Raw genomic sequence first — 23,722 nt, forward strand, 5'->3', positions numbered from 1 at the left:
TTTATTTGTTGAGATCCCGAACCATGGAGAGGAAAGGATCGATTGAACCAGGCTTATTACTCTTCTGAGAACCTGAGCTCGAAGGCTTCGGTTCCTCTTTGGGTTTGAGCTCCTGTTTGCGAGCCAGAGGAGCCGCATCAGGGGCAGCGAGAGCGTTCACACCTGCCTGCTTCAGTGCGTTGCCTTTGAGCCGCTCGTCCAGTTCCGATTGCGACATCGTTTCCGCAAAGGTTTTCTTCACCGCTTTGGGAACACCGGTATTGACGCTGACCGTCTCCTTTTTGACAACCTGATCACCCAGACCCTCACTGCGCCTATCGACTTTGAGATCCGTGGCGTCCACTTCAGTGACCATCTCCTTCATCCCAGGGCTGTCAAGAGTTCCTGGAAACGTGTGGCGAATGGTCTTCGACTCACGCATGTAGTCGCGGTCGCCAAAGGTTGACGCGCTGTCGCTGTCGAGGAAAAAAGCTTCCTGTTTCGGCTTTTTGGCCTTGGGACCTTTTGCAGACTCGTTTTGATCCGAGCTGGAATTAAGCAGACGATCGAAGAGGCCCATACCCAGAGACAGGGAATTCCGTAGAACTTAGCGACCTTCCAGGTTCAAGCCGTGACTATCTGTTCCACACGTACGCAAAAGGCCAAGGTTCTTCAAACGACGATCGATGGCTTCACAGACCACAGGAGACCAGCTCCAGCGGGTTTGCATGTCGTAGTCATACCAGGCTTCACCCCCGTCAAAGCCGAGGTCTGCAGCAGCATCGATCAGATCTGCAAAGCCGACCCTGTACCGACCTGGATGGGCAAGAATGGCCAGACCGCCTGCCTCATGGATCGCTCGGCAGACGCTCTCCGCTCTGAGATCCTCTCCGACCGCTGCATCACCGCTGTTGTAGACAGCGAGTGCCCTGTGCCCAGGTTCAAAACCAAGAGCCAACACATGGACAAGACAGCCCCGCAGGATGGCGCTGATCTCCATACCGCTCCAGAGAGTCGGAACCTTGTCACCACGCTGACGACGCTGGTTGAGCCAGTCGAGCATCGGTTGAAATGAAGCACTGGAGTGGTGATCAGTCACAGCGAGATGACTGAGACCACGTTCAGTTGCTTGTTCAATTAATTCAAGTGGTTGCAGACTGCCATCACTGCATTGTGTGTGGCAGTGGAAATTACAGATATCAGGGCAGCTGTCGGGACCGACGTCTCTGAGAACCTCTCGAAGAGGGTGAGATTCAACTGACAAGACACGCTCCCAGCCGACGAGCATCAACAACTGATCTTTTCATATTGATGATATCAGCAGAGCAGTCGAATCGGAAGATTAAGGGAACCAATCGATTGCAACATCGATATGTTTGACAAAGCATTGTGATTCTCTGAAATCAATCCTTGAGACGAAGATTAAAGAAATGACAGGGATAGATCAAGTCAAGGATTAACGTCAACAAGGCATGACAAAAACAGTGAAGCGAGTCAGCACTCTTTACAGTTGTTGAAAAAACAAGCGTTGTTGATCATGTAACAGTATAGTTGAGTCATACGTCATCAAACCAGCGTGTCTGATAAAAAGCCTAAGCTTTTAATCCTTTATTCAACCGTTGATGGACATGCCAAGCATATTTGCGAATACGCCCAGGAAAAGTTGAATGAAGACAAGGCGATAACCATTGCCTCACTTGATACGGATTCCGAGCAAGACCTTTCTGATTTTGATGAGGTTCTGCTGGGCGCAAGTGTCAGATATGGCTACCACAGAAAAAACGTATATGAATTCGTCACAAAGAACAAAGATACGCTCTCTGAGAAAAAGACGGCATTTTTTTCATTGAACCTCACGGCGAGAAAGCCTGAAAAAGCAACCCCTGAGACCAATCCCTACATCGTTAAATTCTTGAAAAAGGTCGAATGGGATCCCGACTTGAAAGGTGTTTTTGCAGGCAGACTCGACTATCCCAGCCTCAACTGTCCCAACAGATTGGCGATTTTACTGATTATGGCCATCACCAATGGTCCAAAAGACCTCTCTAAAGTACATGAATTTACGAATTGGACAAAAGTCGATGAAATGATTGAGTCAATCAGAAATTTTTAAACGCTTTCATCTCTCATTGATCGAGACATGTCATAGGGATTCAATAAATTGCCTGGCATGATTTTGGTGCTTCCGCAGAACGTCGGAATCCATTCGATCCAGATTGCGGGCCATCATCGCCAGCCGGAACTGACCACGGAAGAAGTCCTCGTGTGTCTTGATAAAACTCCAGAACAATCCATCCCAGATATCACACCAATCCCCTTTGCGATAATCCGACATCTTGCGCACATAATTCGAGCCGGAGAGATAGGGCTTGGTGGAGAACAGACCTCCGTCAGCAAACTGACTCATGCCATAGACATTCGGAACCATCACCCAGTCGTAGGCATCAATGAACAGCTCCATGAACCAGCAGTAGACACGGTTGGGATGAAAGCCGCAAAGCAGCATCACATTGCCCAGCAGCATCAGACGCTCGATGTGATGGCAATAGCCAGTGTCTAGAGCGTGATGAATCGCGTCATCGATTGGGGGCAGACCGGTTGTGCCCCGGTAGAAGGCCTCGGGGATGGGCCTGTCGTCGAATTCCCAGAAATTACCGGTGCGCATCTCCACCCCATGGCGCTTGTACATCGCGGCCATGAACTCGCGCCAACCGATGATCTGACGAATGAAGCCTTCAAGGGAATTGAGCGGCACATCCCCCTCAGCTGCTCTTTCAAGCGTGCGATCGAGAACCTGCTGAGGTGTCAACAGACCGATATTGAGCATGGGCGTGAGCACGCTGTGCCACATCACCCGATGCTGTGTGCTGATGGCGTCCTCATACGAGCCGAAGTCCCTCAATCGCTGCGTCAGAAAGTCCTGAAGCCAGGCATCAGCGGAATCATGATCCAGCGGATAGGCAAACAGATCCCAGCGACCGATCAGCGGCAGATTCTCCTGTTCCAGCTCCTGACGCGACCGGTCCACCACTGCAGCTGGACTGGCTGCTGGTTCCTGAGGAACAACGATTCCCTTGGGGAGCTTTTTGCGATTGTCAGCATCAAAACTCCAACGACCTCCAACGGGGCCACCATCCGCTTCAAGCAGAACACTCAGACGTTTGCGTTGCATCTCATAGAACTTGGCCATGAGCGGCTTGCGTCCTGTGGCGAAGTGCTCATTGATCACGGAATCCGGCGTCAGCAACATCGGAGTGGCAGTGATTGTGAGGTCGCAGCCGTTCTGCTCTGCAAATCGATGCAGGCGCTTACTGAGCACGTCGTCGACAGGATCCGCCAGATGGAAGTGCTTGTAGCCCATGGCGAAGAGAGCCTGGAGATGTCCCTGCGTGTCAGGCGCCAGTTGATGGCGTTGTTCCAGAACAGTGAAGCCTCGTTTTCGCAGGCCCTCGGCGTAGACAGACATCGAACAGCGATGCAGCAACAGCCGCTGACGATGCACCTGCATCGGCCAACGCGGGTCCGTACCGAAGAAGAGCGGATCCTCGATCAGCGCCACCACCCGGCCTGTTTGAAGGCTGGGATGATCGGCAAACAGCTGATTCGGATAGACGACGGTGAGCTCCATCTCAGCCCTCCCCCGCCAGACGACACGCACGTCGTCCGATCGATGTGGCGTAGGCCCTGTCCACCGGACCTGACATGGGGCTGAGCTGGCCTGCCCTGCAGTTCATCACGACTTTTTCTCGATGGCCCAGCTGGTCGTTGAGCTTCAGCACAAGCTGCCAGTGATTCTTGGCACTGCGTGTGATGTCATCCGCACAGACAGGTCCGGTGCAGAGTCCAGGTGAGGCGTGGACCGCACGGGTGGAAATGAGGCCGATCACAAGACCCATCACCAGTGCAGCCAATTTGAAAGCACGGATCATGGTGATGAGGAGCCCGGGTCTGCAATCTGCCCATCCTGCTCGGTCTCCTGATCGGGATGAAAGAAGCGATGGATATCTCTGGCCAGCGCCAGACCGACACCTGGCGCCTGAGCGAGAGTCTCCACCGGTGCCAGCTGGATGGCGTCAATGGAATGGAAATGGGCCAACAGATCCTTCACCCGTTTGGGTCCAACGCCAGGAATATCAGATAAACGCGAACGTTTCATGCGCTCACCACGTTGCTGTCGATGAAAGCTCACGGCAAAACGGTGAGCTTCATCGCGAAGGCGCCGCAACAGAACCACGCCAAGCTGATCGGGTTCACTCTCCAGTGGATGACTTTCACCTGGCAGAAAGATTTCCTCTCTCTGTTTGGCCAGAGAGCAGACATTGAGATCCTCCTGCAGGTCCAGCTCCCGGAGAGCTTCCATCACTGCGGAGAGCTGACCTTTTCCGCCGTCAATCATCACCACATCAGGCCAGTCATTGAGACCATCGGTCTGCAGAGCACTTCCGCCCCTTCGACGCAAGGCTCCGACATCGACGCCTTCAGCCTTGGCCCGTGCCCAGCGGCGAAAGCGTCGCCGCATGATTTCAGCCATGGCCATGAAGTCATCGCTGTGCCCAGACCTGATGCTGCTGCTGCGGATCTTGTACTTGCGGTAGTGCTGCTTGGCGGGGAGGCCATCAATGAACACCACCTGGGATGCAACGGCATCGCTGCCCTGAATATGGCTGATGTCATAGCCCTCGATGCGTCGAGGCGGCGAAGGCAATTCCAGCAGCTGAGCCAGATCCTCAGTGGCAAGCGCCTGTTGCTCCTGACCTTGCTTTGCACGTTGGAGCTCATAGTCGGCATTGCGCTGAACCAGTTCAATCAGATCTGCTTTCTGACGCTGCTTTGGGCAGTGAATCTGAACCTTGCGTTCGCGCTGTTCCGTGAGCCATTCCTCGAGCAGGGGCTGTTGGAGAAGTGGATGCTGCACCAGCAGTTCAGGTGGGATCTCAACCGCATCCACCTGGCTGTAGTGCTCCTCGATCACCCGCTGAAGGATCTGTCCAGGATCCTGATTGCAAGCATCGGCCATATATCCGAGTCGACCGACGAGCTTGCCTGCCCGCATTTGAAACAGCTGTACGGCGGCCAGCCGTTCATCCGCAGCCATGGCGATCACATCACGGCTGACGGAAGCATCGGGCAGGCTCATTTTCTGATCGGCAGTGAGCTGATCGAGGCCCTTGAGCTGGTCACGCACTTTGGCAGCAGCTTCGAAATCCAATCGCTCGGCATAACGATCCATCTGTTGATGGAGAAGGTTCTGAAGCTCATCGCTGCGCCCCTGAAACACCATCGCCACCTTGCGAAGCGTGCTGTGGTAATCCTCTGAGCTGATCTGCTCCTGGCACACACCAGGACAACGTCCAATGTTGTAGTTCAGACAGGTGCGGTCCTGGTGCAGTGGTCTGGGACGTTGCCTGAGCGGGAAGACCCGCTTCACGAGAAACAGGGTTCGTCTCAGCAACCCCACATCCACATAAGGACCGTAAAAGCGATCCAACGGACTGCGAAAACGTCGGCGCCGGGTGATGAAAATTCTTGGATAAGCCTCACTCCAGGTGATGCAGAGGTAGGGGTATTTCTTGTCATCCTTTAACAGCACATTGAAATGCGGCTGCTGGTTCTTGATCAGGTTGGATTCCAAGGCGAGTGCCTCTGCCTCGCTGTCGGTCACGATGAACTCGATCTCACAGATCTGACGCACCATCAAGCGGATGCGAGGGCTCAGATCGTGACGGCTGCGGAAATAACTGCGCACTCTGCTGCGCAGACTCTTGGATTTGCCCACATAAAGCAGACGATCCTCAGCGTCACGCATCAGATAGCAACCAGGTTCGGCCGGGATGTCCTTCAGCCGACGTTCCAGGCGATCCGGTTGCTCAAGCAGGGTGGGCATGCCGAGAATCTAGTGATGCCGGAGTGCATAGGATCCGGCCAGCTCCCGCTGAGGTTGTCGCGATGAAAGCGCTTTATCCAGGCAGCTTCGATCCTCTGACGCTCGGTCATCTTGATCTGATCGAACGTGGATCGTCCCTGGTGGAGGAACTGATTGTTGCGGTGCTTCAGAACCCAGGAAAGTCACCCGCCTTCTCGCTGGATGAGCGACTTCATCAGATCCGTCTATCAACAAGCCATCTCAGCAATGTGAGCGTGATCAGTTTTGACGGTCTCACCGTCGAATGCGCCAAATCCAACGGCACACGACTCATCTTGCGTGGTCTGCGTGCGATGAGCGACTTCGAATACGAACTGCAGATCGCCCATACGAATCGGTCATTGGATCCAGATTTTGAGACGGTATTCCTCAGCACGTCTGCTCACTACAGCTTTCTCAGCAGTTCCGTTGTGAAAGAGGTGGCTCGTTTCGGTGGTTCTGTTGACCATATGGTCCCGCCGGTGGTGGCGAAGGACCTCATGAGGTTCTTTAATTCGGCTTTCAACCAACCGCAGCGATGAGCGAGATCCGGTTCTCCGTACTCGACCAGCTCGACCAGCTCGAGGAGATCGTGCTGGAGGGTAGTCGCATCCCCTTCAGTGGCGGGCGGCTCGTGAATGAGCAGGATGCTGTTGAGTTGCTCGACGCAGTGCGCGAAGCCATGCCCGCACAGGTTGAGCAGGCAGACCGACTGCTCCAAAAGCGGGATGAGTTCATTTCCACGGCACGCGCAAAGGCTGACGAGATCGTCAACCAAGCCCAACAACAGCGCGAACAGCTTTTGGCTCAGGCATCAATCCGTCAGGAGGCGGAACGCCAGGTCAACGAAATGCGCGAGCAGGTTCGTCAACAGTGCGAGCAGATGCTGCAGGGCGTTCGCCAGCAGTCCGCACAGATGGAGCAGGACATGCAGTCGAAGCACGCACAGCTTGAACAGCAGTTTGCATCCCGTCGCCAACAGCTTGAGCAGGAGTCACTGCAGCGCCGGCAACAGCTCGATCAGGAAGCCAACGAACTCAAGCGACAGCTGACCGAGCAGCATGAGCGCAATCGGCAACAGTCACTTCAGGAACTCGAGCAAATTCGAGTGGAAGGACTGCGCCTGCAGAAAGAAGCCCAGACTGAAGCGGAGCGACTGCACCAGGATGCTTTGCAGTTCAGACAGCAGACGCAGCAGCAATGTGAAACCCTGATTCAGCGCAGCCGCCAGGAAGCTGGAAATGTTCAGGACGGGGCCAACCGTTATGCCGAACAGACACTGGGCGAACTCGAGCAGAGGCTCAAAGAAATGGCTCAGGTGGTGCTGGCCGGACGCCAGGAACTGGTCAAAATCCAGACAGGACGCCAAGAGTCATCCGAGGTTGAAGCCAAGGACGGCAAAACCGTTCCGATCAGCCGAGCACGTCGGGCCGCTTCACGGGTGCGACAGATGAGGGGCATGGGCTGAACCTCTGGACGGATCGCAGGATTTGCCCCATCACCGTGTTGGGGCGGCCCGATCCGTTGGAAATCATGCTCACATATCTGGGGCCATCGGCGGTCTGCAGATAACCGGAAATGCTGCGCACTCCGCTGATCGTTCCTGTCTTGCCTCTGAAACGACCGTCAAGAACGCTGCCTCGATAGAGATTGCGCAGGGTTCCCCTTTGGCCTGCGATAGCCATTGAGGCTTGGTAGTAGGCGGAAAACGGGTGCTGATCCATGCGCATCAGCAGAGCAGCGATGGTGTTGCTCGTGACCCGATTGTTACGTGAGAGACCACTGCCGTCTGCCACACGCAGGCCCTGAACTGGGAGTCCTTGCTCAAACATCCAGCGCTCTGTGGCACGGGAGGCCGCCCTGACATCCCATCGACCAGAAGCCTGGCGCATGAGCACCTCTGCGGTGAAATTGTGGCTCTCCGTGTTGGCAAGACTGAGCAACGCGTGCATGGGAGCAGAGCTTTCCTCGTGCAACACCACCGTGTTCTGCTGCACAGCTGAAAGCGTTTCTCCAACTGGTTGGCCCCTCTGGATCTGGACCGTTCCTCCGCGACGCAGGGCTTCTTGCTGGAACAGTCGCTGGAGGCGCGAGTAGGGATCGCTGACGGCACCGCCAACGGCATTGCTGGTGAGAGCCAAGCGTGTGATCGGAGCGCCATAGGCATAACCACGATCGGCAGGATGCCAGTCGCTGGGCCACCAGTTGCTACGGGGCTCTTCGCGCACCATCAGCTTCACGTCAGCGACTGAGTTGCCTCTGGCACCGCCTTGACGAAGAGCGGCAAGAACAAATCGCTGAAGACCTGCGATACCGAGATCAGGATCTCCCTGACCGTTCAGTTCCATCAAACCATCCGGCCTCTGGGTCAAACGGGTTTTCAAGCGAAAATCCGGGCCGAGGCGATCGAGGGCAAAGGCCGTGCTGATCAGCTTTTGATTCGACGCTGGAATTCTTGGAACGGCACCGTTGATCTGTCCAAGGAGATCTCCGTCGCTGTTGAGAACCGTGACGGACCAGACCCTCGCTTCGCTGCCGACATTGGTCTTCAGAGCGGTTTGAAGAGCTGGGCACGAACGACCCGGCTGCAACTGCGGCAGCGGCTGCTCAGTCGGCGGCGGCGGCGGCATCGTCAGCGGAACCAACTGACTGGCAGCCACGGGCATGGCCACTGGAGTCAGGAGAAGTCCAGAGGTGAGGAACGCTGTTCTCATTGCACGGAGACTCCACTGACAATTCCGTTCATCCGATAGAAACGGCCTTCAAGTTCTACAGGAATTCCCACTTTCAGCTTGGTACCTGCCATCACAACACCGGTCGAGGTGACTGTGGCATCACCCTGAAGAACGAAACGGGCATCAAGCATGCCCTGAATCTCCCTGTTGGGGTCATCAGCCATCACAACACTTCCATCTGGAAGCACGGTTGCAAGCTGGCGTCTGATGTCGTCGACCCTGATCAGTTGCACGCTTCCAGCGGGCTGATTGCGGATCACCAGTGATGTGCGACCTGATTTGAGAGCCTCCGCAATCAGTTGATCCGGATCCGCAGCACTGGTGTTACGGACGTCCACAGAGACTTCAACCGGTTTGATGGATCCTGTGGCTCTGGCGAGCTGGTTGCTGAGCTTCGGACTCCACAGCACACCTCCGATAGCCACAAGCGCCACAACCGCTGCGGCTGCGTCAATGACGGAGATTGATCGAAGGCGTTCAGAGAAGGCCATGGGATTGAGCTTGAGATGGCAACACTAAAAGTGATGGACCTGGCGATCAACCACGCAGATCATCGATGAAGCGATCCATCGCCCCGAGGGTCTGCCTCAGACCATCCCCCGCAGCGGCCAAGGCCTCGTCAATTTGTTCCTGATCCGGACGGGCCTCGAATTGCTTGACCCAGCGATATCCGTCCGGATCCTGTCGGAACAGTTCCCATTGCTGCTGATGTTCCTGCATCAGAGCACCTTGAAGAAAGGGTTCCAGATGAAAAGCCGACTGCCAGGTGGACATGAACCCCTTGCGTCGCTGACGAGCCACGCTGCCGATTCCAACTGCGGCGTCCTCAAGACGGCTGTTCAACAGCACGACCGGTTCAAACCACTGACTGCAGATTGCTTCCACCGTTTCGTAATCGCTGGGTTGAGCGCCGACAATCAACAACAGATCACCACGACCTGCCCAAGCGGGGTCGCGTTGCAGCTGATTCAGATCAACGCAGCAGTCGGCCAGCTCAGGTCCATCACGTTTGGCCAGGGCTGCAGCTCCTGCATCTGGCCAGGCCAGCAGCAAGCCAAGACCGCTGTCCTTCAGCGCTTGAGACAGCCTGATAGAGGGCCCAAGCAAGCGAAGACCCTCGAACTTCCACGTCACTTGCCAGCGACCACGACGTTTGGAGCTGAGAACCTCACTCAGAGCAACGAAAGTCCGCTGTTCAGCTTCGGATAGATCAGCAGGAAGAACGGCGCTCACCAGGCTCTGTCAATTGTTTGGCGGAGCGTACTGCCGCTGCAGCCTCAACTGCAGAGCGACTGCTCAAGACCGGCTTGGAAGCGCTGCACGATCTCATCAAGCTGCTGAGGCTCAATCCAGGGCCCAAGGCTGAGTCGGACGCTGGATCGGCACCGGCTCTGTGGAAGCCCCATGGCAACCAAAACAGGACTGTCGCTGTCTTTGCCAGAGGAACAGGCACTACCGCTGCTGACGGCCAACCCGCAGGCATCAAGACTGCGCACGAGCCGACGCCCAGACACAGGCTGACCGCTGTGATCGCTGACCAGCAGTGAAAGATGATGAGGCAGACGGTTCTCTGGATCACCACAGATCATCAAGCGTTCATCGGTGAGCAATCGCTCTCGCAACGCATCGCGTAGATCAGCAACACCGTGTCCTGAGCGTGGGAGATCGGCTGGTGCACAGCATTCGATCTGATCCAGCGCAGCGGCCATCCCGGCAGCCAGAACAACTGATTCGGTACCACTTCTGAGGCCACCCTCCTGACCGCCACCTGAAAGGAGCGGCATGAGCTCAGAGCGATGCGACTCACGAATCATCAGCAAGCCGATTCCTCTGGGACCTCCGCTTTTGTGGGCCGAGGCACTGAGCAAATCAACCGGCAACTGCTTCCACCTGGGAAGTCCCTGGCTCAGCACCTGCGTGGCATCGGTATGGATGGGAATTCCCCTGGTTCTGCAGGCTTCTGCCACGCGCAGCAGTGGCTGAATCGTGCCCACTTCACCCTGGCCCCAGACCAGGGAGACCATCTGAGTGGGAGGCGCCAACAACTCTTCCAGATGTTCCAATCTGATCCTGCCCAGCTGATCCACAGGCCATTCGGTCACCTCCCAGCCGCTCATGGACAGCAGACCTGCCGCGCCGGAGACGGCGGGATGTTCCACCGAAGAGATCACAAGCCTGCCCGGCGAACGTGTGGCGGCGAGCCCATGAAGCGCGAGATGAATGGACTCGGTGGCTCCCGAGGTGAAGACCACATCTCTGGCATCTGCACTGAGTTTTTCAGCGATCTGAGAGCGGGCCCTCTCCAAGGCTTCAGAGGCTTGCAGACCGAATCCATGAAGACTGGAAGGATTAGCCCAGGCTCGATCCTGGGTCTCGATCATGCGTTGAAGCACCCCCGGTCTGAGGGGTGCAGTGGCGCAAGCATCGAGATAAATCACACGTTTCTCAGGATTGGGGATCGCGTTGGAGTCGCGAGAGCGTTCGCTGTTCCAGGGATTCAGTGGCAATGTTGATCATCGAATCGAGCGAATTGGACGCAAGGAATTCCTGAACTCTCGATTGGGCTTCCTCCTCAGAACAGTCCTCAGCGAGTTGACGGTTGTCAGGCTCGCTGCTTTCTGCCTGGAGGAACGCTGCTTGTTCAGCTTTCACCGCCGATGCTGGATCAGTGGTTGAACCCTGTAAGGGAACGAGTTCAGGATTCAAAACTCCATCGAACACAGCAACTGCTGGTCCGGTCATGAACACCGATGCACCGGGCCTCTCCCAGCTGATCTGAAGGGGACCTCCTGGCAGCTCAACAGTGGCCTGCCGATCACTGAGGCCGAGCAGAACAGCCGCGACAAGCGTGGCGCAGGCACCGGTGCCACAGGCAAGAGTGGGACCGGCACCTCGTTCCCACACTCTGATTTCGAGCTGAGAACGACCGTGGACCTTCAGAAAATGCACATTGGTCTTGGCCGGAAAAACCTCGTGGCACTCCAGCTCTGCTCCCCAGCGTTCAAAGGGTATGGAGTTCAGATCATTGACGGGAACGATTGCATGAGGATTTCCCATGCCCACTGCAGCCAGGGCAAGGGTGTCTCCATCAAGGGTGAGATCACCCACCGGAAGACCCGTTGCATCAGCACTGAGCGTGGTGGGTACAGAGGCGGGATCAAGGAAAGGAGCTCCCATATCCACACGGATCTGACCGTCGTTCTGAAGTTCCGGAATGATCAGACCAGCGGGGGTTTCGATTGACCACCGACGACCTGAACCATCCCCATCACTGTCAGCAAGGAAGCGCGCAAGACAACGAATTCCATTGCCGCACATCTCCGCTTCCGAGCCATCAGCATTGAAAATGCGCATGCGCAGCTCGGCATCGCCTTCCGGGGGGAGAGCCAGGATCAATCCATCCGCTCCGATGCCGAAGCGGCGATCGCAAAGGCGTTGGACCCAGCCTGGATCGGGTGTATGAATCTCAGCGGACAATTGCCCGGAACGGCCCTCCATCAAAATGAAGTCGTTGCCCAGCCCTTGATATTTGCTGAAAGTCAGCATTCAGAACAACCCAGTGATACCAATACGTTACAGGATTTCGAGAACAGATATTCCAACTTCAATCCTGCTCAACTTCAGTTGCTCTTCAGAGCGGCGCTGATGAAACCGATGCAAAAGGAGAATGCGGTCAGGCTGCACGCGAGCACTGACACTCAAGCTGAGCTGATCCCGAGCATTACAGCTCAACCTCTTGATCGATCTCGCGTCAGGTTGCTGATGAAAGAACAGCCCAACCTCCGAGCATTGCCACCACGGGCAAAATCAGAAGAAGCAGGAAATTCAACACAGAAATCTCAATCAAAGACAAATAATTTAATGACTGAACCTGAAACACGAGCGGCATAAATCGAAAGATTGCAGCACGTCGCCGAATCAAAAGATACCATTAATGGCCTGGATTTTTCCATGCTTTCTTCCCGATATGTATCCAGTGGAAAGCTTCAAGTCGTGAATCAATTTTTCAAATTAAACGTCTTAACAACAGTCCATCCCGACATGATTTTCCTGTCCTGCTCTTGATTGCCTGTCAAATAATTACCTTCGTAACCAAGATAAAGCGACCGGTCAGAATCCAACTGACAACCCCTGTTGAATAACGTGTAGTCCATGTCAAATCTTACAATTACTTTTCTCGTTTGCTCCTTCCACTGATAACAAAGCTCATCAGCTTCAGTGTTTTCCAGCATCTTTTTTGGAGACATGAAGTATTGACAACCCTGGAGGCAAACAACCAAAACCGCAAAACTCAAGAACCTCACAGAAAAACTCATTATCAAGCTGAACTCGAAGAGCATCAGTTTAACTCAGGCCTTTTGCATTGTTGGCGTGAACACTGACAATGCTCAGTCTTGAAGGATCAGTGCATTTTTTAAAAAACCAATTCAACCAATCTCAGTCTTTAACGGAACACGATGCAATCTCAGAATCGTCATTCCGAAGATCGTCTTGATCACGGCGCAGTCCAGAAGCCGCTGTAATACCAGTCATCAATGAATTTGTTGAGCTCCTGATCCGTTTGACAGCCACTTTCCCTGATCAGCTCATCATCTGAATCCGCTTTACGAATCTCATAAAAATCTTCAGGCGTGAAATCACCTTCATCAAGCTGATCCAACATTGACGCCCACTGATTCGTGAGCGCGATGAGCAACTGCTCTCTGGTCTCAGCGAGTAAATTCAAATCAAGACCTTGATCAGTGATTCGGCGATGATGGCTGAGGCGATGTTGTGCCTTCAGTTCGAACCGGCTTCAGTCTGCAGGATCAATCGATCACAGAAGCAGGCATCGCCAAGTCCGGATTGACGTGGCCAGGTGTCTTTGCTGGAGTGCAGACAACATGCCGTTTTCGCTTCCACACCATGGATTCAACGGGCTTCGACCCCAGCTTGCCCGGTATCCGGTTGATTCAGTCGTGGATTCGTGAGCAGCGAGTGCTCGGAATCGAGCTGAACGATGGCCGCAGATTGGATGGATGTCTCGCCTGGCAGGATCCCCAGTACTTCGCACTGCAACGGGAGGACAGCAGCGATCCCGTCTTGATCAATCGTCTGGCGGTGCTCACCATTCGCCCCTTGGCCTGAGAGACTTCGGCGCTGCGTCCAGAGGAAGGCCTCAAGCTGTGTCACGATCTCTCGCAGGTGTTCTCCTGATGTGACAGCCCCGCAGTCCTCGTCCATGCCCGAATCCACCTCGGGACTGTCCGATCGCTATGAGCCCTCGCTTCTCGAAGAACAGTGGCAGCGCAAATGGGAGCAAACAGCGCTTTATCAAACACAGGAGCCCAGGCCAGATCAGAAGGCGTTTTATGCGCTTTCGATGTTTCCATATCCCTCCGGCAGCCTCCATATGGGGCATGTCCGCAACTATGTGATCACTGATGTCATCGCCAGAGCTCAGCGGATGCGTGGTGACGCTGTGCTGCATCCGATGGGATGGGATGCCTTCGGACTGCCAGCTGAAAACGCGGCGATTGAACGCAATGTGGACCCAGGCGTCTGGACTGACCGAAACATCGATCAGATGCGAGATCAGCTCGGTCGCCTGGGGCTATCGATCGACTGGTCTCGGGAACAGGCCACATGCCATGCGGACTATTACCGCTGGACACAGTGGCTCTTTCTTGAGTTGCATTCAGCAGGCCTGGCTTACCAGAAGGAAGCAACTGTCAACTGGGATCCCATCGACCAGACAGTGCTTGCCAACGAGCAGGTTGATTCCGAGGGGCGTTCCTGGCGATCCGGTGCGCTGGTTGAGCAGAAAAACCTCAAGCAGTGGTTTCTGAAAATCACCCAATACGCGGATGCACTGCTCGAAGACCTGGATCAGCTGCAGGGATGGCCTGAGCGAGTCCGAACGATGCAGGCCAACTGGATCGGACGCTCCATCGGGGCAGAGATCGACTTCCAGGTTGATGGCCACAACGACGCCACGATCACCGTGTTCACCACCAGAGCCGACACCCTGTTTGGTGTCAGCTATGTGGTTCTGGCACCTGAGCATCCACTCGTCGATACCCTCACCACTGCGGATCGGAAAGAATCCGTTGAAGCATTCCGCGATTTGGTCAGCGACCTGTCCATCGATGAGCGCACAGCGGATGATCGCCCCAAGCGTGGTGTGCCCACCGGTGCAGTAGCGGTCAACCCGGCCAACGGTCAGAGGGTTCCGATCTGGATTGCTGACTACGTCTTGGCGGCATACGGAACCGGAGCCGTGATGGGAGTTCCCGCCCATGACGAACGCGATTTCCGTTTTGCACGAACCTACGAGCTGCCCGTGCAGCGCGTCATACAGATGGATGGCGCTGATGAACACCTCAATGACGGTGAGGCCTGGACAGGATCTGGAACCCTCGTCAACAGCGGACCGTTTGATGGCCAGAGCAATCACCAGGCCAGAGAGGCCATCACCGAACAAGGCACGGCGACAGGATGGGCACGAGCCAAGCGGCAATACAGGCTTCGAGATTGGCTGATTTCGCGACAGCGCTACTGGGGTTGTCCGATTCCGATCATTCACTGTTCCGACTGCGGCGCCCAACCGGTTCCAGCTGATCAATTACCGGTGGCACTGCCTGAAGACGTCAATCTTGCTGGCAAAGGCGGATCACCTCTCGCCGCACTCGATGACTGGGTGACTGTTCCCTGCCCAAACTGTGGGAAACCGGCACGACGCGAGACGGACACCATGGACACCTTCATGTGTTCCTCCTGGTACTTCCTGCGCTTCGCTGATCCGCGCAACTCCGATCGTCCGTTTGCCAGCGAGGCCGTCAAGAGGTGGCTCCCTGTTCAGCAATACGTCGGAGGCATCGAGCACGCCATTCTTCACTTGCTGTACTCACGATTTTTCACCAAGGCGTTGAAGGATCGCGGCTTGATTTCGATCAATGAGCCGTTTGAGCGTCTGTTGACTCAGGGAATGGTGCAGGGGGTGACCTACCGCAATCCACGGACGGGGAAATATGTCGCTCCCGCTCAGGTGGTCGACCCGGGTGCTCCGAGTGATCCCGAAGACGGCGGGGAGCTTGAGGTGCTGTTTGAAAAAATGTCCAAGTCAAAGCACAACGGAGTCGATCCAGCGCTTGTGGTTGATCGATATGGCGCGGATACAGCTCGGATGTTCATCCTCTTCAAAGCTCCGCCCGAGAAGGATCTTGAGTGGGATGACGCCGATGTGGAAGGTCAGTTTCGCTTCCTTCAACGTCTCTGGCGGCTGGTGGACAGCGTCAGCAAGGTGACAGCTCCGGATCAACTCCTGAACAACGACGCCTCAGGCATTCCCGACGAGCTGTCCGAATCCGAAACAGAGATTCGACGGGCAGTTCATCTGGCCATTCAGGCTGTGGGTGAGGATCTCAGCGGCGAGTTCCAGTTCAACACCGCGATATCGGAGTTGATGAAACTGTCGAACAAACTGTCTGGCGCTGTGCTTGAGGCATCACGACCGGTCCAGGTGGAAGCGATGGGAGCACTGATCAGACTGCTTGCACCCTTTGCTCCACATCTTGCGGAGGAATTCTGGTTCCGACTCGGTGGACAGGGCAGTGTTCATCTCCAGGCCTGGCCTGAGCATGACCCTGATGCACTGGTGCAAGACACGGTGGATCTGGTGATTCAGATCAAGGGAAAGGTCCGTGGAACCATTCAGGTTCCTGCTGAATGCGACAAGGGCACGCTGGAGGCCCTTGCGCTGGCCAGCGATGTGGCCGAGCGCTGGTTAGACGGCAAGCCCCCCAGGCGGGTGATTGTTGTACCTGGGAAACTGGTGAATCTGGTGCCGTCCTGAGATCCAATCAGGATTTACTGAAACGCAGAGTTGCCGGTTTGTTCCAGTCACCCTGTGCTTGATAGCCCCGGTTATTCCCGGTGAGATGACGCACAATCCAGAAGACGGCTTCAACCGATCCCTCACCGATGGCCTGCTGGATTTCCACGACCGAGCGGGACACCCCATCGCTGAGCACCTCCTCAACCTGGCGCTGGAGTTTGAGGATCGCAGCTGCTGCCTTCTTGCCGGCTTCAACGCCGGGCTGATGGTAGGCATTGATGTTGACCAGTTCTCCGTAAAAACCAACGGCACGTTCGAACAGGGCAATCAGCGCGCCGAGTCGGCGGGGATCGAACTGACGCATGCTGATACTGAGACTCTGACGGCCTCCCTCTGTGAGAGCTGAGCGGGTTCCTTGAACGAAGCCATCAAGAAAGTCTCCTGGCCGCTCGCCGTTGATCTCGGGGATATCCTCCACATCACGAAGCACTTCAATGAAGGTCACGAAGAAATTGTCGACACCATCTCGCAGTTGCTGAACGTAGGCGTGTTGATCCGTTGATCCCTTGTTGCCATAAACGGCGATGCCCTGATGGGCCACATCACCATTGCGATCAAGGCGCTTGCCGAGGGACTCCATCACCAGCTGCTGCAGGTATCGACTGAACACCTCCAGGCGATCGCGATAGGGGAGCACCACCATGTCGCGCTTGCCCTTGCCTCCCCCAGCGGAGTACCAAGCTGCCGCCATCAGTGCTGCGGGGTTGCGGCGCACATCGTTCACACGAGTGGCCTCGTCCATCTGAGAAGCACCTGCCAGGAAGCTGCGGATATCAGTTCCGATCAATGCTCCCGGAACCAGGCCCACAGCACTGGTGATGCTGGTGCGTCCGCCGACCCAGTCGAACATGTCGAAGCGCTGCAGCCACTGTTCAGCAACGGCCTGCTGGTCGAGCTTGCTGTCAGCCATGGTGATCGCCACAGCCTGAGCCGACCATTGACCTCCGACTGCTTCCAGGCGATGACGGGCCTGCTCCATCCCGAGATGGGGCTCAGGGGTACCTCCAGACTTGCTGACTGTGACAACCAGAGTGGTGCGTAGAGCATCGCCAAGCTCAGCCAGCACCCGACTCAAACCGTTCGGATCCACATTGTCGAAAAAGTGGAAAGGAAGTCCGACACCCTTGTCCTGAAGGGCACGGATCATCAGCAAGGGGCCGAGTCCACTCCCACCAATGCCGATCCAAAGAACATCCGTGAAGGGTTGGCCGGTCGGAGACTTGATCGTTCCATTGATCACCGCCTTTCCGAACTGCTCAATCTGATCAATCTCGGAGGAGATGTGCTGACCCACTTCCGGATCAGGAGCCAGTTGGGGATGCCGGAGCCAATAATGACCAACCTGACGATTTTCATCGGCATTGGCGATGGCACCGTTCTCAAGGGCCTTCATGGCCTCAAAAGCCTTCTCCAGTCTGGGCGTGAGCTCTTCAAGCTGGGCATTGTTCAGGTGCATGCGGCTGACATCCAGCCACATTCCGAGGTCCTCGTGGTGCCAGAGAAGATCACAGAATCTCTGCCATTGAATCTGGGCATCAGTGGCACTGAAATCCGGGAAACTCATCTAACGGAGAAAACTCTCTGTGCCGAAGTTATCCAGGATCCTGCGGAATGCCCATGAACTGAGACACCACGGCTAATCTCCGTCAATGCTTCCTGACAGGCTCATTTTCTGCTCCGCAATGGTCCCGAGAGCGATCACAAGCCTCACAGCCCTGGCAATCACGGCTGTTGCCGTTTCCATGGCGGGTTGGCCCCCTCAGCGTGAAACCAATCCACACAGCGATTTTGCGCGGTCAACCTCGCTCCTTTCTCAGGAGACTGATCCCGATCCGACCGATTTCAGTGCCGAAGAGCTCGACCATCTGCAACGCCGGTTTGGCGTCCATGGACCTCAGACTCAGCTGGCTCAGTTGTTCACCCGTGGAGTGGATCAGCTCCAGCCTCTCCGTGCCAACACTCTGTCGAGACTGCACAGACTGAAGCCGGTGATCCAGAGAGAAGCGGATCGCCATACGATCAATCCGATGTTGATCACGGCCATTCTGTTCGACGAAATTCAGCACTCCAAACCGGGAGAGGATCTGCCGTTCGTTGTTCACTCGGGTCTTGTGGAGACACATGGTCCTGCCCAGCTTGGAATCAGTGAACTGATTCATCAAGGGCGGCTTCCTGCCAATCCCTCGCCTCAGGAGATTGCAGCTGCCCGTGACCTGCTGATGGATCCAGACGCCAACGTGGAGCTGCTGGCAGCGAAGCTGACGCGACTGAAAGGTGAGCTCGGACTGGAGCGCCACGCAATCCTGATTGCCAGCCGGTCCTATGTCGATGCCAAGGCCATCGCAACGCTGGCCTACCTCCATAACGGCAAGCTGGATTATCCCGCCAGGGTCCTCCGCTACATGCAGGACCCTGCTCTCCATGGACTGATTTATTCCACGATCCGACCGGCACCACTTGCTGTGATCTGAACAGCTGCCGCTGTTCGCTACGACTGGCAGAGCCTGCCTAGGGCAGCAAGGCGATTCTGGAGATCGGACCACGAGAAGCTGCGGGGATCAGCCCTTGCTCCACCCAGGTCAACATGTCGATGCGTTGTGATCGCAGCAGGATCGATCTCAAAGCGTTCGAGCCATCCATCCAGAACCAGGGCCAGGGCGTCGTACTGAGCGACCGTGTAACCGCTGTGGTCGCCATGGCTGCCATGCCCATCAACCGGTGTTTCAAGACTGAGATGAAGTGCAAAGTTGTTCACAGAGCCATCGAACTCTGCATTGGTGACGGCCCACTCACCGAGGAACGCCGAGTATCCAGCGCCGTAGGCCCGCTTAAGGGGATCCACCACATCCACGATCGATCCGTCCAGACCAACCAACGTGTGGTAACTGACCTGATCCTCATCACGGGGATGGGGAGTCAGAAATGTGTTCACGGCTGAGCTGAGGGAATAGACCGTTTCATGGAGAACCACAACCCGAGGAGCAGGATTGATGGACTGGCCCCATGGGTTGCTGCGAAAGCGGTCTCCGTAATTGGTTGGATCAGCCGGAATGGATTGGCGCAGCTGAGGCAGTTTGCGGCGCTTGGCGAGAAGTCGACTGCGCGTCGACTGATCAATCCCGGAACATTGCCGGGCTAGAGGAGATGACCAGGACGCACCTTTTGGAGCATCAGGCTGCTGCCCCGGCAGAACCTTGTTCGGATCGGAGTCGCGAGCGACTTCATCCAGCAAATCCAGCAGGGAAGGCTTGCGAGCGAAGCGTTCAGTGGACTTTTCTGCAGTGAAACCAACCAGCGACAGGACCAGCACCAGCGTGGAGGTTGTCGCCAGCAGAATCCCAGCTCCTGGATGGCGCAGCAAGCCAAAGGACTTGAGCCACACACGGTTCAGATCATCTGGAACCATTGATCGCGGAGCAAACGAGCCTCCCTGGTCGCACCAGGGTTCCAGGCCAATCGGTGGCGTTCCACCCCGGCCTTCTTCAGGGATAGCTCCGTGCTGGCAATCCGGCCACGACGGCTGTACGTCACCTGACACTGTTCCGAACCTTGCAGCAGCTGCTGACTGCGTTTCAGGTTTCGGCAGCGCCAATTCCTGAGTGACAGCAACTCATCGCCTGCAACCAGACCCGCGGACTCTGCGGAACCAGACGACACTGTGCGGTCAATCCACACACTTCCATCCGCTTCACGCAGCGTCCATCCCGCATCGGGATGAGCTGCCATCACAGGCTCCAGCTCGAGGCCAAGGTCGCTCAGACAGGACACGATCGGGATCGAGCCACAGTCATCGAGCCAGGTTGGCAGTTGTGCAGCAAGTTCTGCTGAGCTGGCTGCGATCACCTCCATCAGATCGTGGCGGGTGTAACCCCGACCATGGAAGCCAAGTCGAGCCCACAACAGACGCAGGCTTTCTGCCAGAGATCCACCGACCTGACGCAAGCGCACATCGAGGCAGAAGGCCAATGCGGTTCCCAGGCGGTAATAACTGATCTGACTGCGGGCATTGGCGGGGGACTGCTTGTAGAGCCGCACCCAGGCCTCCCTTGAGCTGTCAGCCAGGGACTGAATGCCGGTCCCTGGATTCAGCAGCACGTGGGAAAGATCAGCAGCCAGATCTTCAAGCAGATCCAGACGACTGGAAAAACCGGAGAGCAGAGGCAAGGCCAGGTCGAAATAGCTGGTGATGCCTTCAGCAAACCAAAGGCCCTCGCTGATCACGGGCCGGTCGTAGCGGTAGGGAACGTATTCACTCGGTCGGAGTCGTCGAACGTTCCACTGATGAAGATATTCATGGCCGATCAGCTGCAACAAACTGCGGGTTCCTCCCTCTTCCAGCAGGCGGGTCCAGGGGAACTGCATCACCGAGGAGTTGTCGTGCTCCAACCCTCCGTAACCCTGATCCAGCAGTTGCAAGACCAGCTGATAAGGCTCTCGGGAAGGCGGGTCGGAACCCATCAGATCGCAAACCGATGAGCAGATGGATTCGATCTCGGCCGGCAGCGTTGTTGACCATCCCGAAGGCGGAGAGCCGATCAACACCAGTTCATGAGACACCGACCTGACGTTCAGCATCTCGATATGAAGCTCACCGGCATGAACCGGCGCGTCCACAAGATGGTCAAAGTCTTCGGCCCGAAAGGAGTTGTTGTTCCCTGGCAATGGGCAGACCACAGACCAAGAGCTAGGAACCAAAACCTCCAAAACGTGTGGATTCCAGCGTTGACCCTCCACCAACATCACGACTGCGGAAAGACAGAGTGACGCAAACAGAGGATCGACGTGATTGGTGCGGACGGTCAGCTGCCTCGCTTCCAGGGCGTAGCGCAACGTGATCGGTTCTGAACCACGGCACTCCAAATCCCATGTCTCCGGTGAACGGCGACGCGGAACGAGGGATTGCCCAGCCTGCTCAACGGTGAGGCTGTGAAGATGCTGGGAGGGATCCCGGACGGTGTATGACCCTGGGGTCCAAACAGGCAGGGTCCAGGTTTGTCGAGCCTGAGCAGGACTCCACCGGAGCTCGACCCAAACAAGCTGAGAAGCGGGAGTACTGAGATCGAGCGCAACGTGAACGTCGGCCATCAGATGCCGGAGGAGACCGTCTCAGCGTCAAGAATCTCCGCCTGCCGCATGGCCTGACTGATGGCGTAACGACGCAAGACGCGTCGCAGAGAGGGTTCTGTCAGTCCGGAACCCTTAGGTGCGGATAAGTCCGCCACCAGATCGAAATGGGGTTGATTGTCACTGTGTCTCCAGCCCAGCTGCAGACCGGATGGATGCACGGCGGCAAGATCCACCGACTGATGACTATCGAAGGAGCTCACGACCCCTCCTCGAAAGACCTGGAATCCTTCGCTGCGGAGAGCGATCTCAAGCAGATCGAGATCGGTCACCAATGTGGGCAGGATGGACAAATGGGACATGTAATCGGAATGCCCGCGCAATCTGACCCTAGCCAGACGGACAGCGAGTGTTATCCCGCGTTGATCGTTCCAGCGATCGGGACGTGGCCCAGGTTTGATTCACCTTTGCGACTGGGGGTGATGGCCTCAGGAACAGGAACCAATTTCGAAGCACTGCACAACGCCATTGCCTGCGGCGACCTGGATGCCCAGATCCTTGTCCTCGTGGTGAACAAAGCCGGCTGTGGAGCCAGCGATCGAGCTGAGCGGCTTGGCATCCAATGTGAGCTCAGAGACCACCGCCTGTTTTCAAGCAGAGAGGCGATGGATCACGAGTTGGTGCGCACGTTCCAGAGCGCAGGTGTTGAAGCCGTTGTGATGGCGGGATGGATGCGCATCGTGACACCGGTGCTGATCGATGCCTTCCCAGGCCGATTGCTCAATATCCATCCCTCGCTTCTCCCATCCTTCAAAGGCATGGATGCGATCGGTCAGTGTTTGAACTCAGGCGCGACCGTGACTGGTTGCACGGTGCACGAAGTGCTGAACGATGTGGATGCCGGCCCAATCCTGGCTCAAGCTGCCGTCCCAATCCTGAGTGATGACAGCAGGGAGCGACTCAGCCGCCGCATTCAGGCGCAGGAACACCGTTTGCTTCCCTGGGCGACGGCCCTCGCCGGTCAACGCTGGAGAACGGCAGCCACAGCTCAGGGATAGAAGGGTGCCAATGGGAGCCCTTCACTGACCGTGAGTCCCGCCATCAGATTCAGGCACTGCACCCCTTGGCCAGCCTGTCCTTTCATCAGGTTGTCGACGGCGCTCATCAACACCAGACGACCTGTCCGTCCATCCACCTGCACGGACAGAAGAGCCTGATTCGTGTGCTTGGCCCATTTGGTGGCTGGATAGGTTCCAACAGGCAACACGCGAACGCAGGGGTGGTGGCGATACACCGCTTTGAGAACCGTTGTGCAGTCTTCGGCGGTGAGGCCGGGATCCCTCAATCGTGCGTAGACCGTCGAAAGAAGGCCCCTGACCATTGGCACGAGATGAGGGGTGAACTGAATCTGAAGAGGGCATCCCGCCACGCTGCTGGCGAGCTGTTCGATTTCCGATGTATGGCGATGCCCCACCACGCCATAGGGGCTGATCGACTCCGATGCTTCGGCCAGGAGCAGATTTTCTTTCGCAGCCCGACCTCCTCCGGACGTACCGGTTTTGGCATCGATGATCAAACCCTCGGTCTCAATCAAGCCCTGTTTGAGAAATGGCAGCAAGGGCAGAAGGCTGGTGGTGGGAAAACATCCCGGAGCCGCAACAAGCCTGGCCTCGGCGATCTCAGGGCCATGCCATTCGGGCAGCCCATAAACCGCCTCTTTGCAGAGATCAGCGTCCGTGCGCTGATGGGTTCTGGCCTCATGCACATACACCGAAGCCCATTGATCAAGACTGCGGTAGCGATAGTCAGCAGAGAGATCCACCACCCTGACGCCCTTGTCGAGCAGAGGAGGCACAAGCTGACTCGCCAGTCCGTTGGGAAGACTCAACACCGCAAAATCAGCGGCTGCGGCGATGCGATCCGGATCCGGACTGTCCACGGTGAGGTCTTCACCAAGCGGCAGGAACGGGCAGATCTCGCTCCAGCAACGACCTGCGGATCGCTCACCTCCCAGGTAGGTGATGTCAAACCCTGCGTGGGAGTTCAGAAGGCGAAGGGTCTGCAGACCTCCGTACCCGGAGGCACCCACCACAGCAACCCGTTGAATCCCCATTGCGGCGACGGCACATCGATCGATCGTACCGACGTCGATAATGGTCAAAGATT

25 protein-coding genes are annotated in these 23,722 nt (G+C 56.4%); 8 read left to right on the forward strand and 17 right to left on the reverse strand.

Translation table 11 applies throughout. The annotated features are described in order from the left end of the window. Position 1: 1 nt before the first annotated feature. Positions 2-559 carry a hypothetical protein gene (locus AC6EI9_RS03400; protein WP_498469106.1) on the reverse strand — a complete coding sequence of 186 codons (558 nt, stop codon included), beginning with the start codon at positions 557-559 and terminating at the stop codon, positions 2-4. A gap of 27 nt (positions 560-586) precedes the next feature. Next, positions 587-1,267 (reverse strand): PHP domain-containing protein, encoded by a 681-nt coding sequence (locus AC6EI9_RS03405; RefSeq protein ID WP_498469107.1) that lies wholly within the window; start codon positions 1,265-1,267, stop codon positions 587-589. A gap of 288 nt (positions 1,268-1,555) precedes the next feature. Between AC6EI9_RS03405 and hemG the strand changes: the two genes are divergently transcribed. Then, positions 1,556-2,092 carry a menaquinone-dependent protoporphyrinogen IX dehydrogenase gene (hemG, locus tag AC6EI9_RS03410; protein ID WP_498469108.1) on the forward strand — a complete coding sequence of 179 codons (537 nt, stop codon included), beginning with the start codon at positions 1,556-1,558 and terminating at the stop codon, positions 2,090-2,092. Between the two features lie 30 nt (positions 2,093-2,122). Here hemG and AC6EI9_RS03415 read toward each other — a convergent pair whose 3' ends face one another. From AC6EI9_RS03415 to uvrC, 3 genes are read right to left on the reverse strand one after another with little or no spacing between them, the layout of a single operon-like run. Next, complete coding sequence (locus AC6EI9_RS03415) at positions 2,123-3,607, reverse strand: cryptochrome/photolyase family protein (RefSeq protein ID WP_498469109.1); 1,485 nt, start codon at positions 3,605-3,607, stop codon at positions 2,123-2,125. Between the two features lies 1 nt (position 3,608). Then, entirely contained in the window at positions 3,609-3,908 is a 300-nt protein-coding gene (locus tag AC6EI9_RS03420) for a hypothetical protein (RefSeq protein ID WP_498469110.1), read from the reverse strand. Beyond that, positions 3,905-5,863: an excinuclease ABC subunit UvrC gene (gene uvrC, locus AC6EI9_RS03425; RefSeq protein ID WP_498469111.1), complete on the reverse strand. Its 1,959-nt coding sequence runs from the start codon at positions 5,861-5,863 to the stop codon at positions 3,905-3,907. Before uvrC ends, AC6EI9_RS03420 begins: the two co-directional genes overlap by 4 nt. Before the next feature lie 62 nt (positions 5,864-5,925). Between uvrC and coaD the strand changes: the two genes are divergently transcribed. Beyond that, entirely contained in the window at positions 5,926-6,423 is a 498-nt protein-coding gene (gene coaD, locus AC6EI9_RS03430) for a pantetheine-phosphate adenylyltransferase (RefSeq protein WP_498469112.1), read from the forward strand. Then, positions 6,420-7,349 carry a hypothetical protein gene (locus tag AC6EI9_RS03435; RefSeq protein ID WP_498469113.1) on the forward strand — a complete coding sequence of 310 codons (930 nt, stop codon included), beginning with the start codon at positions 6,420-6,422 and terminating at the stop codon, positions 7,347-7,349. Before coaD ends, AC6EI9_RS03435 begins: the two co-directional genes overlap by 4 nt. Here the strand turns inward: AC6EI9_RS03435 and AC6EI9_RS03440 are convergent. The 5 genes from AC6EI9_RS03440 to dapF are packed head-to-tail and all read right to left on the reverse strand — an operon-like array spanning position 7,294 to position 12,162. Next, positions 7,294-8,595 carry a D-alanyl-D-alanine carboxypeptidase/D-alanyl-D-alanine-endopeptidase gene (locus AC6EI9_RS03440; protein WP_498469114.1) on the reverse strand — a complete coding sequence of 434 codons (1,302 nt, stop codon included), beginning with the start codon at positions 8,593-8,595 and terminating at the stop codon, positions 7,294-7,296. The two genes, AC6EI9_RS03435 and AC6EI9_RS03440, sit on opposite strands and share 56 nt — an antisense overlap. Continuing rightward, positions 8,592-9,107: a DUF4330 domain-containing protein gene (locus AC6EI9_RS03445; RefSeq protein WP_498469115.1), complete on the reverse strand. Its 516-nt coding sequence runs from the start codon at positions 9,105-9,107 to the stop codon at positions 8,592-8,594. The genes AC6EI9_RS03440 and AC6EI9_RS03445 overlap by 4 nt, the downstream gene beginning before the upstream one ends. A gap of 46 nt (positions 9,108-9,153) precedes the next feature. Continuing rightward, positions 9,154-9,849: a DUF1995 family protein gene (locus AC6EI9_RS03450; RefSeq protein WP_498469116.1), complete on the reverse strand. Its 696-nt coding sequence runs from the start codon at positions 9,847-9,849 to the stop codon at positions 9,154-9,156. Positions 9,850-9,893: 44 nt separating this feature from the next. Then, positions 9,894-11,123, reverse strand: coding sequence for a cysteine desulfurase family protein (locus tag AC6EI9_RS03455; protein WP_498469117.1), 1,230 nt, complete (start codon positions 11,121-11,123; stop codon positions 9,894-9,896). Continuing rightward, positions 11,062-12,162, reverse strand: a complete 1,101-nt coding sequence (gene dapF, locus AC6EI9_RS03460) for a diaminopimelate epimerase (RefSeq protein WP_498469118.1) — start codon at positions 12,160-12,162, stop codon at positions 11,062-11,064. Before dapF ends, AC6EI9_RS03455 begins: the two co-directional genes overlap by 62 nt. Between dapF and AC6EI9_RS03465 the strand changes: the two genes are divergently transcribed. Then, entirely contained in the window at positions 12,076-12,507 is a 432-nt protein-coding gene (locus tag AC6EI9_RS03465) for a hypothetical protein (RefSeq protein ID WP_498470158.1), read from the forward strand. The two genes, dapF and AC6EI9_RS03465, sit on opposite strands and share 87 nt — an antisense overlap. 107 nt (positions 12,508-12,614) lie before the next feature. On the opposite strand, the gene AC6EI9_RS03470 is transcribed toward AC6EI9_RS03465, so the two are convergent. Both AC6EI9_RS03470 and AC6EI9_RS03475 read right to left on the reverse strand, forming a co-directional pair. Continuing rightward, positions 12,615-12,956, reverse strand: coding sequence for a hypothetical protein (locus tag AC6EI9_RS03470; protein WP_498469119.1), 342 nt, complete (start codon positions 12,954-12,956; stop codon positions 12,615-12,617). 155 nt (positions 12,957-13,111) lie between these two features. Next, the gene (locus tag AC6EI9_RS03475) at positions 13,112-13,312 is read right to left on the reverse strand and encodes a hypothetical protein (protein ID WP_498469120.1); all 201 of its coding nucleotides are present in this window, start codon (positions 13,310-13,312) and stop codon (positions 13,112-13,114) included. A 77-nt stretch (positions 13,313-13,389) separates the two neighbouring features. Between AC6EI9_RS03475 and AC6EI9_RS03480 the strand changes: the two genes are divergently transcribed. Together AC6EI9_RS03480 and leuS are read left to right on the forward strand one after the other, a co-directional pair. Then, positions 13,390-13,743, forward strand: a complete 354-nt coding sequence (locus AC6EI9_RS03480; protein WP_498469121.1) for an Hfq-related RNA-binding protein — start codon at positions 13,390-13,392, stop codon at positions 13,741-13,743. A gap of 70 nt (positions 13,744-13,813) precedes the next feature. Beyond that, positions 13,814-16,450 carry a leucine--tRNA ligase gene (leuS, locus tag AC6EI9_RS03485; RefSeq protein WP_498469122.1) on the forward strand — a complete coding sequence of 879 codons (2,637 nt, stop codon included), beginning with the start codon at positions 13,814-13,816 and terminating at the stop codon, positions 16,448-16,450. Positions 16,451-16,457: 7 nt separating this feature from the next. Here the strand turns inward: leuS and AC6EI9_RS03490 are convergent, their stop codons facing one another. Then, a complete protein-coding gene (locus AC6EI9_RS03490; protein WP_498469123.1) occupies positions 16,458-18,056 on the reverse strand; it encodes a glucose-6-phosphate isomerase in 1,599 nt (532 codons plus the stop codon). 118 nt (positions 18,057-18,174) lie between these two features. On the opposite strand from AC6EI9_RS03490, the gene AC6EI9_RS03495 reads away from it, so the two are divergent. Further along, positions 18,175-18,963, forward strand: a complete 789-nt coding sequence (locus AC6EI9_RS03495) for a helicase DnaB (RefSeq protein ID WP_498469124.1) — start codon at positions 18,175-18,177, stop codon at positions 18,961-18,963. A gap of 17 nt (positions 18,964-18,980) precedes the next feature. On the opposite strand, the gene AC6EI9_RS03500 is transcribed toward AC6EI9_RS03495, so the two are convergent. Genes AC6EI9_RS03500 through AC6EI9_RS03510 form a run of 3 tightly spaced genes read right to left on the reverse strand, consistent with a single transcriptional unit; the run spans position 18,981 to position 21,918 of the window. After that, a complete protein-coding gene (locus AC6EI9_RS03500; protein WP_498469125.1) occupies positions 18,981-19,898 on the reverse strand; it encodes an N-acetylmuramoyl-L-alanine amidase in 918 nt (305 codons plus the stop codon). Then, positions 19,880-21,577 (reverse strand): M61 family metallopeptidase, encoded by a 1,698-nt coding sequence (locus AC6EI9_RS03505; protein WP_498469126.1) that lies wholly within the window; start codon positions 21,575-21,577, stop codon positions 19,880-19,882. Before AC6EI9_RS03505 ends, AC6EI9_RS03500 begins: the two co-directional genes overlap by 19 nt. Then, positions 21,577-21,918 (reverse strand): DUF1257 domain-containing protein, encoded by a 342-nt coding sequence (locus tag AC6EI9_RS03510; RefSeq protein ID WP_498469127.1) that lies wholly within the window; start codon positions 21,916-21,918, stop codon positions 21,577-21,579. Before AC6EI9_RS03510 ends, AC6EI9_RS03505 begins: the two co-directional genes overlap by 1 nt. Before the next feature lie 120 nt (positions 21,919-22,038). Between AC6EI9_RS03510 and purN the strand changes: the two genes are divergently transcribed. Continuing rightward, a complete protein-coding gene (gene purN, locus AC6EI9_RS03515; protein WP_498469128.1) occupies positions 22,039-22,614 on the forward strand; it encodes a phosphoribosylglycinamide formyltransferase in 576 nt (191 codons plus the stop codon). On the opposite strand, the gene argC is transcribed toward purN, so the two are convergent. Further along, a complete protein-coding gene (gene argC, locus AC6EI9_RS03520; RefSeq protein ID WP_498469129.1) occupies positions 22,605-23,669 on the reverse strand; it encodes an N-acetyl-gamma-glutamyl-phosphate reductase in 1,065 nt (354 codons plus the stop codon). The two genes, purN and argC, sit on opposite strands and share 10 nt — an antisense overlap. Positions 23,670-23,722: the final 53 nt, after the last annotated feature.

The organism is Synechococcus sp. MIT2312, from assembly GCF_059772315.1.